The sequence below is a fragment of the Streptomyces sp. P9(2023) genome (assembly GCF_032436795.1).
GTDB lineage: Bacteria > Actinomycetota > Actinomycetes > Streptomycetales > Streptomycetaceae > Streptomyces.
Genome location: NZ_JAUPWM010000003.1, coordinates 440731 through 455250, shown reverse-complemented (window position 1 = coordinate 455250; position 14520 = coordinate 440731). Strand labels below are relative to the sequence as shown.

Sequence of the window (14520 nt, the reverse complement as noted above, 5' to 3'; positions counted from 1 at the left end):
TACCTGAGTCACACCCGAGCGGGCACTATGGGTGTGCAACGTGCGCGAAACCATGTGGTGGGATGCTCAGGTGCCCCCCGATGTGCCCGAGGCGGTGGGAACAGGCGGCCTGACCAGCAAAGATGGGTGTGGAAATGGACAAGCAGCAGGAATTCGTGCTCCGGACGCTGGAAGAGCGTGACATCCGGTTCGTGCGCCTGTGGTTCACCGACGTACTCGGCTTCCTGAAGTCGGTCGCGGTGGCGCCCGCCGAGCTTGAGCAGGCGTTCGACGAAGGCATCGGCTTCGACGGCTCCGCCATCGAGGGCTTCGCCCGTGTATACGAGTCGGACATGATCGCCAAGCCGGACCCGAGCACGTTCCAGATCCTGCCGTGGCGCGCGGAGGCCCCGGGCACGGCCCGGATGTTCTGCGACATCCTCATGCCGGACGGCTCGCCCTCGTACGCGGATCCCCGCTTCGTCCTCAAGCGCATCCTGGCCAAGACGTCGGACCTGGGCTTCACCTTCTACACCCACCCCGAGATCGAGTTCTTCCTGCTGAAGAACAAGCCGCTGGACGGCACGAAGCCGACCCCGGCCGACAACTCGGGCTACTTCGACCACACCCCGCAGAACGTGGGCATGGACTTCCGCCGCCAGGCGATCACCATGCTGGAGTCGATGGGCATCTCGGTCGAGTTCAGCCACCACGAGGGCGCCCCCGGCCAGCAGGAGATCGACCTCCGCTACGCGGACGCGCTCTCGACGGCGGACAACATCATGACGTTCCGCCTGGTCATGAAGCAGGTCGCGCTGGAGCAGGGCGTCCAGGCCACCTTCATGCCGAAGCCGTTCTCGGAGTACCCGGGCTCGGGCATGCACACCCACCTCTCCCTCTTCGAGGGCGACCGGAACGCGTTCTACGAGTCGGGCTCGGAGTACCAGCTGTCCAAGGTGGGCCGCTCGTTCATCGCGGGCCTCCTGAAGCACGCGGCCGAGATTTCGGCGGTCACGAACCAGTGGGTCAACTCGTACAAGCGCATCTGGGGCGGCTCGGCCCGCAGCGCGGGCGCGGGCGGCGAGGCCCCCTCGTACATCTGCTGGGGCCACAACAACCGCTCGGCCCTGATCCGCGTCCCCATGTACAAGCCGGGCAAGACGGGCTCGTCCCGCGTCGAGGTCCGCTCGATCGACTCGGGCGCGAACCCCTACCTGACCTACGCGGTCCTCCTCGCGGCGGGCCTCAAGGGCATCGAGGAGGGCTACGAACTCCCGGCCGGCGCCGACGACGACGTCTGGGCCCTCTCGGACGCCGAACGCCGGGCGATGGGCATCGAACCCCTCCCGCAGAACCTGGGCGAGGCGATCGCCCTGATGGAGAAGAGCGAACTGGTCGCCGAGACCCTGGGCGAGCACGTCTTCGACTTCTTCCTCCGCAACAAGAAGCAGGAGTGGGAGGAGTACCGCTCCGAGGTCACCGCCTTCGAACTCCGCAAAAACCTTCCGGTGCTGTAGGCACGGCCAGGGATCGGCGTTCGGGGCCGGTGGCCCCGATCGCACCCTGGGTGGAAAAAATCGGCTGCGCCGCGGGTCGGGTGGGTGATAGCCAGGCCGGATGGATGAGTTGTTGAGCGAGCGGCTGGTGCTGCGTCGCCTTACCGTCGGGGACGCCGCGCGGATCGTCACCCTGCTGCCCGAGTCCCCGGACGGGTGGGCCGAGGGGTATCCCTCCGACGTGGATGTCGCCGTGGCGCAGCGGTTTCTGAACGCGCGCGTCGAGCACGGGGATCCCGGCGTGTTCGGGCCGTACGAGATACGGCGCCGGGCCGATCAGGTCGCCGTCGGGGGGATCGGGTTCCACGGGCCGCCCGACGAGGCGCGGTTCGTGACCGTGGGATACGGGCTCGCTCCCGGCGTGCGCGGCCAGGGGTACGCCGCCGAGGCCCTGCGCGCCCTCCTCGAACTGGCCCGCGCCCATGGCGTCGCCGGCGCCAAGGGGGACGCCGACCTCGACAACCTCGCCTCGCATCGCGTCATGGAGGCCGCCGGGATGCGGTACGTGGGGGAGGACGAGCGGGTCAGGTTCTACCGGGTCGAGTTCTGAGGGGGCCCGGGGGCGGCCCCCGCCCCCGGGCCCCCTCAGCGTTCCGACAGCTCCGACGGGGCCTCCTGGACCACCCAGCCGTTGCCGTCCGGGTCCGTGAAGGTGAGGAACGAGTTCCATGTCTCGCCCTTGCCGGCCTCCCAGCCCGTCGCCCCCACGTGGCGGACCGGGCTGACGTCCACGCCCCGCGCGACCAGTTCCTTGCGCGCCGCCTCGATGTCCGTCACGCAGAGCTGGAGGCCCTGCAGGCTCCCCGGCGTCATCGCCTTCGCGCCCGGCATCGGCGGCATGCCGCTCTCCATCGCGATCGAGCAGCGCGAGCCCGGCGGCGTCGCCTGGATGAGCCGGATGCCCGGCGAGACCTCGGTGTCCAGGTCGATCGTGAAGCCGCACCTGTCGCCGTAGAACTCCTTCGCCCGATCCAGGTCGGTCACCGGGACGAGAACGACTTCGAGCGTCCAGTTCATGGGAGTTCTCCTCAGAAACGCCAGCGGGTCTGTCCGAACGGCTCGCCCTTGGCGAAGCCGAAGACCGTGCGCGGCGCGACGGCGAACACCAGGGCGGTTCCACCGTCGCCCACGAACGCCCCGTCGCGCACCTCGAATCGCCAATCCGGGCCGTACTTCTCGACGTACGCGCCGGCCAGCTCCCGCAGCCGCGCCTCATCCGTCACCCGGACGGCCTCGCCCTCCACCACCACGTCGAAGCCCTCCCCGAGCGACGGCGTCCCGGTGGTCAGGACCACCTCACGGTTCTCCGCCAGATTGCGCGCCTTGCGCTCGTCCGGGCCGGTACAGAAGGGCAGCGCGCCCGCCGACCAGACCGCGATCAGCGGGGATGGGGGTCCCCCCATGCCCGTCAGGCCATGGGGGAATGCGGGCGGCCGTCCGGGCGGACCGTGGCCAGCCAGAAGACCTCGGCCCCGGCCAGCCGGTCGGCCGCCGCCGACCACCCCGCGGGCCGCGCCTTCGGGTCGCCGAAACGGGGGTCCAGGGTCGGTTCCGGGGTCATCGTTCGTCCCTCTCCGGAGTCGGTGGGTCTCTCTGTACCTATGACCCTGGCGCCCGCCGGGTTCATCGCACCGCGGGCGTCCAGTGCAGCTTTCCGTCCAGACCGATCGCCGCCACCCCGTCCACGACCCCGCCCGGCGCGCCCGAGAAGAGGAAGTTCTCCAGCGTCCAGAGCGGCTGGACGCCCGTACGGCCGGTTCCGGACGCCGCGTTCCGGCCCGCCCGGTCCGCCGCGTCCTGGTCCGCCGCCTCCGGGGCCGTCGCCAGGACGCCCGTACGGGAGCGGACCGCGAGCATGCCGGGGCCGCCGCCCACCGGGCCGTAGCCCGCGATCCCGCCCGCCAGCTCGGTGACCGGCGACGCGAGGCCGCCGCCCGTGCCCGGCAGGTCGGCCGTACGGAGGTCGCCCGAGGCCGGCTTGCGGAACCAGAGCCGTACGCCGTCGCCGTCCGGCGCGGGGCTCGCGTTCAGCGCCAGCGTCGTCGCCGGCAGACCGGTCGCCCGGGGCCCGCCCAGCGGGGCGCCGGGGCGCTGCTGCGACCAGGTGAGGACGGTCTTCGCCGTACCCGCGAAGACATGGACCCGGCCCGCCGCGTCCGTCGTCGCCACCGGATCGCCGTAGACGAAGTCGGCCCGGCCCCGCGCGTCCGCCCCCAGCCACCGCCACGCGCCCCAGCCGCCGTCCGGCCGCTGTTCGCTGGCCGTCAGGCGGTGGGCGCTGTCGCGCAGCACCACCGTCGCCCGGCCGGTGCCGTCCACCGCCACCGCCGGGGCGCTGATGTCCGAGGTGCCCCGGGCGTCGTCGCGCTCGGGCGTGCCGAGCGAGCGCCACGGCCCGAACGACCCGCCCGGAGCGGACTGCTCGGTCGTCACCACCTCACGGCGGTACGACCCCGCCGTGCCGTCGAGTGTCGTCCGCGTACCGAAGACGGCGATCCGCCCGTCCGGGAGCCGTACCGACGTCACCCCGCTGTCCAGGCCCCCGCCCGGCAGCAGGACCGGCCCCTGCCACTCGGCGGCCGTGCCCGTGGGCTTCGCCCCGGGCTTCGCGCCGGGCTTCGTCCACACCGCGAGGCGCCCGTCCAGCACCGAGAAGGCGTGCAGGCCGCCGTCCCGGTCGCGCTGCACCCACGAGGTGGAGGTGCCCCGGGCGTACCGGACGGTCTGCGTCCAGCCGGATCCGGCGGGCCGCCGGGCCACCTTGAGGTCACCGCAGCCGGCCGGGTCGCCGCAGTCGTTGATCCCGTCCGACCAGGCGTACGTCCGCAGGGTGCGCAGCTTGGCCTCGGCCGACGCGGGGTCGAGGGTGTGCGGGAGCGCGCTCGTGGGGTAGCCCAGGTAGTTCTGCACGCCGAAGTACGGGCGCCCGGAGGGGGTGGACCGGGCGGCGTACCGCCCCAGGGCGGCCTGGGCGAACCGCGCGCCGTACAGGTGGTCCTGGTGGTCGGTGAACTTCCCCGTCTTCGGGTTCAGGCCCGGCGTCGGGTCCTGCATCCGGACGAACGTCGGCCGGAGCCGCTCCAGGAGCCCGGTGAGGGCCTCGATCACCTGCTCCTTGCTGTACGTGAAGTCCGTGGCGACCGGGGTGCCGGCGGCGCGCTGGGAGGCGAGGACCGGGACCCGGCCGTTCCACAGGCCGTTCAGGCTGTGCGGCCGGTCGGCGCTGATGGCGCCGGCCTCCCTCAGCTGCAGCCAGACCAGGCTGACCTGCGGCGCGGCGCGCAGGGTGTCCAGCTCGGCGGCCCCGCCGCCGACGGTGGGTATGGAGACGCGGTCCCAGGGGCTGGTGCGGCTGCCGGTGGCCATCTCGGCGTACGCGGCGCGTATGCCGTTCTGCCGGGCGGCGGCGAAGCCCGCCTTGTCGGGGGAGGACCGGTCGGCCGCGGCCCGGGGGCCGTTGAAGCCGTCCGCCTCGCCGGACGTCAGGTACACCGTGGTCAGCGACCGGCCCGAGTGGATCGACTGGGCGGTGTCCGGGTTCATGAAGTACAGGTCGTCGTCCGGGTGGGCCACGATCTGCGCCACGGAGACGTCGGGGGTCCGCACCGGCACCACGGGCGGCCGCGCCGCCTTCCGCGCCGCGGCCCCCTTGTCGGCCTCCTGCTCGGCCCGGTCGGTCACCCGGTCGGTCGTCCGGTCCGCCCGGTCGGCCGGCTCCGCGGGCCGCACCGCCCGGCTCTCGGTCGACTCCGCTCCGAAGACGGAGCCGGACGTCAACTGGAGGAGTCCCACGAAGGAACCGGCGACGACGGCGGTCGTGGTCAGCACGGAGACGGGGCGGAGGCGGCGGCGGACGGGCATCGAGTTTTCGGGTGCTTTCGAACGTGGGGCGATCAGGGCTTGCGCCAGGAAGACGGACCTATAAGGAATACGGTTCATCGGGGGCGAACAGTGAAGAATGTGCGAGGCGTCACGTGTGATCTGTTACGAACCGAAGGCCCTGTTCGCGAGGGCCCGACGGCCACGCGCCCCGGGGCGACCCCGCCCCGCCCGCCGGATAGGCTCGATCACGGGGCTCGCAGGAGCTCCGGCGGCGGTGGAGGGAGCGGCTCAATGACGGTGTCGGGGCGCAGGAGCAGTACCTTCAGCCGCCTGCTGCGGCACGGGTTCACCGATCCGTCCGGCGCCGAGCGACTGCTCGACCTCCCCGAGCTGGCCGCCCTGCGCGACGACCCCGTCCTGCTCGACGCGCTCGGCGCGACCGCCGACCCCGACCTCGCCCTGCGCGGCCTGGTCCGGCTCGTCGAGGCCCAGCCCGACGAGGAGCGCCAGACCCTCACCGCCACCCTGCTCTCCGCCAAGCCGTTCCGGGACCGGCTCCTCGGCGTCCTCGGCGCGTCCGAGGCGCTCGCCGACCACCTGGCCCGGCACCCCAGGGACTGGCAGGCCCTCGTCACGTACGAGGCTGCCGACCTGAACCCGGGGCTCGCCGAGTTCGAGCACGGTCTCGCCGAGGCCACCGACCCGGTCACCCTGCGGATCGCCTACCGCCGCTGCCTGCTCGCCATCGCCGCCCGCGACGTCTGCGGCACCACCGAGGTCGCCCAGACCGCCGCCGAGCTGGCCGACCTCGCCACCGCGACGCTGCGCGCCGCCCTGGCCATCGCCCGGACCGCCGCCCCCGCCGACGCGGCCCACTGCCGGCTCGCCGTCATCGCCATGGGCAAGTGCGGCGGCCACGAGCTGAACTACGTCTCCGACGTCGACGTGATCTTCGTGGCCGAGGCCGTCGAGGGCGCCGACGAGGGCAAGGCGATGCAGGCCGCGACCCGGCTCGCCTCCCACCTCATGCGGATCTGCTCCGAGACCACCGTCGAGGGCACCATCTGGCCCGTCGACGCCAACCTCCGCCCCGAGGGCCGCAACGGCCCGCTGGTGCGCACCCTCTCCTCCCACCTCGCCTACTACCAGCGCTGGGCCAAGACCTGGGAGTTCCAGGCCCTCCTCAAGGCCCGGGCGGTGGCCGGCGATCCGGAGCTGGGCTCCGAGTACATCGAGGCCGTCTCCCCGCTGGTGTGGCAGGCCGCCGAGCGCGAGAACTTCGTCCCCGACGTGCAGAAGATGCGCCGCCGGGTCGTCGACAACATCCCGGCCGCCCAGGTCGACCGCGAGCTGAAGCTCGGCCCCGGCGGCCTGCGCGACGTCGAGTTCGCCGTCCAGCTCCTCCAGCTGGTGCACGGCCGGGGCGACGCGACCCTGCACAGCGGCACCACCCTGGTCGCCCTGAAGGCGCTCGCCGCCGGCGGCTACGTCGGCCGCGCCGACGCGGCCCAGCTGGACGAGGCGTACCGCTTCCTGCGCGCCATGGAGCACCGCATCCAGCTCTACCGGCTCCGCCGCACCCACCTCGTCCCCGAGGGCGAGTCCGACCTCCGCCGCCTCGGCCGCTCCCTCGGGCTGCGCACCGACCCGGTCGCCGAGCTGAACAAGCAGTGGAAGCGGCACGCCTCGGTGGTGCGCCGGCTGCACGAGAAGATCTTCTACCGGCCGCTGCTGGACGCCGTCGCCCAGCTCACCCCCGGCGAGACCCGGCTCAGCCCGAAGGCCGCCGGTCAGCGGCTCGAAGCGCTCGGGTACGCCGATCCCGCCGCCGCGCTGCGTCACCTGGAGGCGCTCTCCTCCGGCGTCACCCGCAAGGCCGCGATCCAGCGGACGCTGCTTCCGGTGCTGCTCGGCTGGTTCGCCGACTCCGCCGACCCGGACGCCGGACTCCTCGGCTTCCGCCGGGTCTCCGACGCGCTCGGCAAGACCCCCTGGTACCTGCGGCTCCTTCGCGACGAGGGCGCGGCGGCGGAGAACCTCGCCCGGGTCCTCTCGGCCGGGCGGCTCGCCCCCGACCTGCTGCTCCGCGCCCCGGAGGCGGTGGCGATCCTCGGCGACCCGGAGGGGCTGAAGCCGCGCGGCCGTGACCACCTGGAGCAGGAGATCCTCGCGGCGGTCGGCCGCGCCGACGGCGCCGAGCAGGCGGTCGCGGCGGCCCGTGGCGTACGGCGCCGCGAGCTGTTCCGTACCGCGGCGGCCGACCTCATCGGCTCGTACGGTACGGAGGACAGCCCCCGCGAGCTCGACCCGGGCGCGCTGGTCGACCGGGTCGGCCGGGCACTCACCGGCCTCAACGCGGCGACCATCGCGGGCGCCGTGCGCGCCGCCGTCCGGGAGGGCTGGGGCGACACGCTGCCGACCCGGTTCGCGGTCATCGGCATGGGCCGGTTCGGCGGCCACGAACTCGGCTACGGCTCCGACGCCGACGTCCTGTTCGTGCACGAGCCGCGCGAGGGCGTGGACGAGCAGGAGGCGGCCAGGGCGGCGAACCAGGTCGTCTCCGAGATCCGCCGGCTCCTCCAAGTCCCCACCGCCGACCCGCCGTTGCTGATCGACGCGGATCTGCGCCCGGAGGGCAAGAGCGGCCCGATGGTCCGTACGCTGAAGTCGTACGAGGCCTACTACCGCCGCTGGTCCCTGGTCTGGGAGAGCCAGGCCCTGCTGCGCGCCGAACCGATGGCGGGCGACGGGGAGTTGGCGGAGCGGTTCATCGAGCTGATCGACCCGCTGCGCTACCCGGCCGAGGGCCTCGGCGAGGAGGCGGTCCGCGAGATCCGGCGACTGAAGGCCCGGATGGAGACCGAGCGGCTGCCGCGCGGCGCCGACCCGACGCTCCACACCAAGCTCGGCCGGGGCGGTCTGAGCGACGTCGAATGGACGGTCCAGCTGCTCCAGATGCAGCACGGCTGGGTCGAGCCTGGCCTGCGCACGACCAGGACCCGCGAGGCCCTGGCCGCCGCCCACGCGGCGGAGCTCATCCCCACCGACGAGGCCCAGATCCTGGACGAGGCCTGGGTGCTCGCGACCCGCGTCCGCAACGCGGTGATGCTGGTACGGGGCCGGCCCGGGGACACCTTCCCCTCGGACGGGCGCGAACTGGCGGCGGTCGGACGGTACTTGGGGTACGGCCCCGGCCATGTCGGGGAGATGGTCGACGACTACCGGCGCATCACGCGCCGGGCCCGGGCGGTCGTGGAGGAGCTCTTCTACGGGGCGTAGCCCACGGGCTCAGGTCACCCGTGCTCAAGGAGTGCGCGGCAGTGGATCAGGTACGCCTCCAGAGCCAGGTCGAAGGCCGCGTCCGCGCGCGCCGGGCCGACCGCCGCGAGGGCCTGGGCGAGGCGCGGGGTGGTGATCTCGTCCGGCAGCTCCCACATGGTGTCCGGGGCGGCCAGGTCGAGCGCCGAGCCCAGGACCAGGTTCTCCAGGGCGATGATCACCGTCATCACGTCCGCGTTGGCGAAGCCGGCGGCGAGCAGGCCGGTCACCGCCCGCTCGTACTGGGCGAGCACCTTCGGCGCCCGGACCGGTGAGGTCATCAGCATCGGGATGGCCCGGGGGTGGGCGGCGAAGGCCGCGCGGTAGGAGCGCGCCCAGGCGGCCAGCGCCTCGTCCCAGGGCTCCAGGTCCAGCGTCGAGCCGTCGATCGCGTCGCAGACCCGCTCGCGCAGCAGCTCCACGATCCCGTCCCGGCCGTCCACGTGGTGGTACACCGAGGCGGTCTGCACCCCGAGCCGCTTCGCGATCTGCGGGACGCTGAACTCGCCACGCTCATCGACGAGTTCGAGCGCCACCGTGGTGATCCGCTCGCGGTCGAGGAGGGGCTTGCGCGGCCGGCCCATGAATGATTTCCCCCTGGTCAGGTCTTCCCGAATCTCTGGACGTGAGGCTACATTGCGCGAAACCGAAAGCCTTTAGGTTTCCTGCCGCGGAAGGGCTTCCCCACCCATGTCCTCACCCACCCCCGACGCTCCCAAGGGGCTGAGAACCGGCACGCTCTCCACCGCCGACGTCTCCTTCTTCGTCGTCTCCGCCGCCGCCCCGCTCACCGTCATGGCCGGCGTCGCCCCCGTCGCCGTCGTCCTCGGCGGCATCGGCGCCCCCGCCGGCTATCTGCTGGCCGGCATCACCCTCGCGGTCTTCGCCGTCGGCTTCACCACCATGAGCCGGCACGTCCGCAACGGCGGCGCCTTCTACGCGTACATCACCCGAGGCCTCGGCAAGCCCGTCGGCATCGCCGCCGCCCTGCTCGCCATGCTCGGCTACAACGGCATGGAGATCGGCGTCTACGGACTGCTCGGCACCGCCACCGCCGACACCACCGGCGCCCTCTGGGGCATCGACGTCCCCTGGCTCCCCGTCTCCCTCGCCGGGCTGCTGCTCGTCTGGTACGGCGGCTTCCGCTCCATCGACTTCGGCGCCAAGCTCCTCGGCGTCCTGCTCGTCGCCGAGACCGGCATCCTCGTCCTCCTCGCGGGCGGCGTGCTCCTCGACGGCGGCGCGGACGGGCTCTCGCTCGCGTCCTTCGCCCCGGACAACGTGCTCGTGCCCGGCACCGCCGCCGTCCTGGCCTTCGCCTTCGCGGCCTTCACCGGCTTCGAGTCGACCGTCATCTACCGCCGCGAGGCCCGCGACCCCGCGCGCACCATCCCCCGGGCCACCTACATCGCCGTCTCCTTCCTCGGCCTCTTCTACGCGTTCGTCGTCTGGACCGTCATCCAGGCCTTCGGCGAGGACAAGGTGGTGCAGGCCGCGACCGACGACCCCGGCGGGCTCTTCTTCGCCGCCATCACCACCTACGTGGGCGCCTGGGCCGCCGACCTGATGCACATCCTCATCGTCACCAGCGTCCTCGCCTCGCTCCTCGCCTTCCACAACGCGATCAACCGCTACGGCCTGGCGCTCGCCGAGGAGGGCGTCCTGCCCGCCGCCTTCGGCCGGATCCACCCGCGCCACCGCTCCCCGTACGTCTCCGGGATCCTCCAGACCGTGCTCGGCGCCGCCGTCGTCCTGGGCTTCGCGGCCGCCGGAGCCGACCCGTACCAGCAGCTGCTGCTCTGGGTGAACACCCCGGGCATGATCGGGCTGATGGTCCTGCAACTGCTCGCGGCGCTCGCCGTACCGCTCTTCTTCCGCCGGATCAGCCACGACGAGGGCAGGCTGCGGACGGTGGTGGCCCCCGTCACCGCCTTCGTGCTGCTCGCCGTCGCCATCGGCCTCGTCGTCACCCACGTCGACCTCTTCACCGGCGCCTCCACCACCGTCAACACCGTCCTGATCTCCCTCGTCCCCGCCGTCTTCGTCCTCGGGCTCCTCCTCGCGTACCGGCTCCGCCGCACGCGCCCCGAGGTCTACGCGAACTTCGCCGCAGAGCCCGAAGAAGGAGTAGCTCAGTGCCCGCACCCGACCTCGTCCTCGTCAACGCCCGTGTCCGCACACCCGAGCTCACCGGCCACACCGCTGTCGCCGTCCACGACGGACTGATCACCGCCGTCGGCGACGACACCGAGGCGCGTGACTGGCGCGGCGCCGGCACCGAGACCGTCGACCTCGGCGGGGCCACCCTCACCCCCGGGCTCACCGACTCGCACAGCCACCCGGTCTGGGGCCTGGAGATGGCCACGGGCACGAACCTCTCCGCAGTACGCGACCTCGACGAACTGCGGTCGGTCCTCGCCACGGCCGAGCGCCGCGACGGCTGGATCGTGGGCTTCGGCCTCGACCACAACGTCTTCGGCGGCCGGCCGATCCACCGCGAGCAGATCGAGGACGTCCTCGGCGGCGCCCCCGCCTTCCTGCGCCTCTACGACGGACACTCCGCCCTGGCGAGCGAGGCGGCCCTGAAGGCGGCCGGCATCTCAGGACCCCGTACCTTCGCCCAGCGCTCCGAGATCGTCTGCGACGGGGCGGGGCGGCCCACGGGCCATCTGATCGAGCACGCGGCGATGGACCTCCTCACGCCCCTGCTGCCCAGCCGCCCCTACGCCGAGCGACGCGACCGCCTGGTCGACCTGCTCGCCGCCATGGCCGCCACCGGACTGACCGGCGCGCACGTCATGGACCTCGGCGGCCACGACGTACCCGGGCTGCTCGCGGCCGTGGAGGCCGACGGGGACCTTCCGCTACGGCTCCGGCTCGCGCCCTGGTGCATGCCCGGTGCGACGGCGGACGAGCTGGACGAGCTGGTACGGCTCCAGGAGCGGTCCGGGCGGCTGTGGCGGGTCGGCGGCGTGAAGTTCTTCATGGACGGCACGGTCGAGGGCGGCACCGCCTGGCTGGAGCACGCCGACTGCCACGGCCAGGGCACGGACGCCTTCTGGCCCGATCCGGCCGCGTACTCGGCCGCCGTACACCACCTCCACGAGGCCGGCGTCGGCACGGCCACGCACGCCATCGGCGACGCGGCGGTGAGGCACGTCCTGGACACGGTGGAGGCCCTGGGCGCGGGTGGCCCCCGGCACCGGATCGAACACATCGAGACGGTCCCCGACGGCCAGCTCGGCCGGTTCGCGGCCCTCGGTGTCGTCGCCTCGATGCAGCCCCCGCACACCGCGTACACCCGCGCCGACCACACCGACGAGTGGTCGAAGCGCCTCGGGGACGTCCGGGCGGACCGCGCCTGGCGCTGCCGGGACCTGCGCGAGGCGGGCGCCCGTCTGGCGCTCGGCTCGGACTGGCCCATCGCCCACCACGACGCCCGCCAGGTCCTCGCCACAGCCCAGGCCCCCCGCGGCGCAGCCTCGGCCCGACACGGGCTGACGGGCCTGATGGCCCTGGAGGGCATGACCACGCACGCGGCGATCGCGGCGGGGGAGGAGCACCTCGGCGGCCGGATCGCCCCGGGCCTACGCGCGGACCTGACCGCCTTCACCCTCGACCCGGCGACGGCCCCCGCCGACGAGTCGGAAGGGGCACCGATCCGCCTCACGGTGGCGGGCGGCCGCGTCACCCACCGGGGTTGACGCCGGGCGCGTACTACCAGAAGTGGCGCCGGATCTGACCTCGCCGGCGTGACCACGCGTGGCCGGGTAGCGGCCTTACCGGCCCGCGTGCTCCTTCTCGGAGGCGGACTCGGAGGACTCGGCATCTGCGGCATCGCGGTCCGCCGCGGCCCGTCGTGGGCCGCCCTGGGCCACCGGCATGGCCGGTTCGACCAGCTTGGGCAGGCCCTTCGGGGTGGTGCCGTACCAGAAGTAGGAGACGAGGAAGCCGAACGCGAGGCAGATCATGCCGCCCACCGCGTCCAGCCAGAAGTGGTTGGCGGTGGCCACGATGACGACCAGCGTGGCGGCCGGGTAGAGCAGGCCCAGGATGCGCGCCCAGGGCGCCGAGGCCAGGGCGAAGATGGTCAGACCGCACCAGAGCGACCAGCCGATGTGCATCGACGGCATCGCCGCGTACTGGTTCGACATGTGCTTGAGGTTGCCCGAGGCCATCGAGCCCCAGGTCTGGTGGACGAGCACGGTGTCGATGAAGGACTGGCCGTTCATCAGCCGGGGCGGCGCGAGCGGATACAGGTAGTAACCGAGCAGGGCCACGCCGGTGGTGGCGAAGATGACCGTGCGGGACGCCGCGTAACGGCCCGGATGCCATCGGTACAGCCACACCAGCACACCGATCGTCACGACGAAGTGCAACGTGGCGTAGTAGTAGTTCATCGACACGATCAGCCATGTCACCGAGTTCACGGCCTGGTTGACGGTCTCCTCGAAGGCGAGCCCGAGACTCTTCTCGACGTCCCAGATCCAGTCGGCGTTCTTCAGCGCCTGGGTCTTCTGCTCCGGTACCGCGTTGCGGATGAGCGAGTACGTCCAGTAACTGACGCCGATGAGCAGGACCTCGAACCAGATCCTGGGTCGTCGTGGCATGCGGAGTCGGGCCCGCGCTCCGTCACCGTCCGGCATGGGTGACGGGCTGGCCGCCGTCCGGCCTTCCAAACTCTTCACGGTCGCTTCACCCATAGGAGGAGAGTCTGCCAGATCCATTCCCTCGTCCGATCATCCCTCCGACGGGTTCGAGGCGCACACGCTCCGCCTTGAGTCGGAGGGACCAGGGGGGACCTTCAGGGGTACGGTCAGGGATTTCCCTGACTGGGAGCCGAAGCCGTTGAACCGCGAACGACCAGCTCAGGCATGAAGACGAACTCGCTGTGCGGCGCCGGGGTGCCCCCGACCTCCTCCAGGAGCGCCCGCACCGCCGCCTGCCCCATCGCCTGCACGGGCTGCCGGATCGTGGTCAGCGGCGGGTCGGTGAACGCTATGAGCGGGGAGTCGTCGAAACCGACCACGGAGACGTCCCGGGGGACCTGGAGCCCCTGCTGCCGGGCCGCCCGGATCGCGCCGAGCGCCATCATGTCGCTCGCGCAGACGATCGCCGTGCAGCCGGCCGAGATCAGCGCCCCGGCCGCTGCCTGTCCGCCTTCGAGCGTGTACAGCGAGTGCTGGATCAGCTCCTCGGACTCCTCCGTGGAGAGCCCGAGCCGCTCCCGCATCCCGCGCTGGAACCCCTCGATCTTGCGCAGCACCGGCACGAACCGCTTCGGGCCCACCGCGAGCCCGATCCGGGTGTGCCCGAGCGCGGCGAGATGGGTCACCGCCAGCTGCATCGCGGCCCGGTCGTCCGGCGAGACGAACGGGGCCTGCACCTTGGGGGAGAAGCCGTTGATCAGGACGTACGGGACGCCCTTGCCGCGCAGCTGGTCGTAGCGCGTCATATCGGCGGTGGTGTCGGCGTGCAGCCCGGAGACGAAGATGATCCCGGAGACGCCCCGCTCGACCAGCATGTCGGTGAGCTCGTCCTCGGTGGACCCGCCGGGGGTCTGCGTGGCGAGCACGGGGGTGTAACCCTGCCGGGTCAGGGCCTGCCCGATGACCTGCGCGAGCGCGGGAAAGATCGGGTTGTCCAGTTCGGGGGTTATCAGTCCGACCAGCCCGGCGCTGCGCTGCCGCAGCCGTACCGGACGCTCGTAGCCGAGGACGTCGAGTGCGGCAAGCACGGATTCACGGGTGGCCGAGGCCACACCGGGCTTGCCGTTGAGCACGCGGCTGACTGTGGCTTCACTGACCCCCGCCTGGGCTGCGATGTCGGCGAGCCGCGCGGTCAT

At 72.6% G+C, this 14520-nt stretch carries 10 protein-coding genes and 1 pseudogene; 5 read left to right on the top strand and 6 right to left on the bottom strand.

The window, feature by feature from the left end; all coding sequences use genetic code 11:
• The first annotated feature begins 134 nt into the window (after window positions 1-134).
• Together glnA and Q5762_RS06940 are read left to right on the top strand one after the other, a co-directional pair.
• Window positions 135-1496, top strand: coding sequence for a type I glutamate--ammonia ligase (gene glnA / locus Q5762_RS06945; RefSeq protein ID WP_315891075.1), 1362 nt, complete (start codon window positions 135-137; stop codon window positions 1494-1496).
• Between the two features lie 100 nt (window positions 1497-1596).
• Window positions 1597-2085, top strand: coding sequence for a GNAT family N-acetyltransferase (locus Q5762_RS06940; protein WP_315891074.1), 489 nt, complete (start codon window positions 1597-1599; stop codon window positions 2083-2085).
• A gap of 35 nt (window positions 2086-2120) precedes the next feature.
• On the opposite strand, the gene Q5762_RS06935 is transcribed toward Q5762_RS06940, so the two are convergent.
• From Q5762_RS06935 to Q5762_RS06925, 3 genes and pseudogenes are all read right to left on the bottom strand, one after another.
• Window positions 2121-2552, bottom strand: coding sequence for a VOC family protein (locus Q5762_RS06935; RefSeq protein WP_315891073.1), 432 nt, complete (start codon window positions 2550-2552; stop codon window positions 2121-2123).
• An 11-nt stretch (window positions 2553-2563) separates the two neighbouring features.
• A pseudogene (locus Q5762_RS06930) lies at window positions 2564-3096 on the bottom strand (pyridoxamine 5'-phosphate oxidase family protein).
• A gap of 62 nt (window positions 3097-3158) precedes the next feature.
• Window positions 3159-5396 (bottom strand): PIG-L family deacetylase, encoded by a 2238-nt coding sequence (locus Q5762_RS06925; protein WP_315891072.1) that lies wholly within the window; start codon window positions 5394-5396, stop codon window positions 3159-3161.
• Between the two features lie 252 nt (window positions 5397-5648).
• On the opposite strand from Q5762_RS06925, the gene Q5762_RS06920 reads away from it, so the two are divergent.
• Window positions 5649-8636, top strand: a complete 2988-nt coding sequence (locus Q5762_RS06920; RefSeq protein WP_315891071.1) for a bifunctional [glutamine synthetase] adenylyltransferase/[glutamine synthetase]-adenylyl-L-tyrosine phosphorylase — start codon at window positions 5649-5651, stop codon at window positions 8634-8636.
• A 14-nt stretch (window positions 8637-8650) separates the two neighbouring features.
• On the opposite strand, the gene Q5762_RS06915 is transcribed toward Q5762_RS06920, so the two are convergent.
• Window positions 8651-9259, bottom strand: a complete 609-nt coding sequence (locus tag Q5762_RS06915) for a TetR/AcrR family transcriptional regulator C-terminal domain-containing protein (RefSeq protein ID WP_315891070.1) — start codon at window positions 9257-9259, stop codon at window positions 8651-8653.
• 106 nt (window positions 9260-9365) lie between these two features.
• On the opposite strand from Q5762_RS06915, the gene Q5762_RS06910 reads away from it, so the two are divergent.
• The gene (locus tag Q5762_RS06910; protein WP_315891069.1) at window positions 9366-10901 is read left to right on the top strand and encodes an APC family permease; all 1536 of its coding nucleotides are present in this window, start codon (window positions 9366-9368) and stop codon (window positions 10899-10901) included.
• Window positions 10811-12379: an amidohydrolase gene (locus Q5762_RS06905; protein ID WP_315891068.1), complete on the top strand. Its 1569-nt coding sequence runs from the start codon at window positions 10811-10813 to the stop codon at window positions 12377-12379. The genes Q5762_RS06910 and Q5762_RS06905 overlap by 91 nt, the downstream gene beginning before the upstream one ends.
• Window positions 12380-12454: 75 nt before the next feature.
• Here the strand turns inward: Q5762_RS06905 and Q5762_RS06900 are convergent, their stop codons facing one another.
• Both Q5762_RS06900 and Q5762_RS06895 read right to left on the bottom strand, forming a co-directional pair.
• Entirely contained in the window at window positions 12455-13378 is a 924-nt protein-coding gene (locus tag Q5762_RS06900; RefSeq protein WP_315891067.1) for a phosphatase PAP2 family protein, read from the bottom strand.
• 113 nt (window positions 13379-13491) lie between these two features.
• On the bottom strand, window positions 13492-14520 hold the full coding sequence (locus tag Q5762_RS06895) for a LacI family DNA-binding transcriptional regulator (protein WP_315891066.1): 1029 nt from the start codon (window positions 14518-14520) through the stop codon (window positions 13492-13494).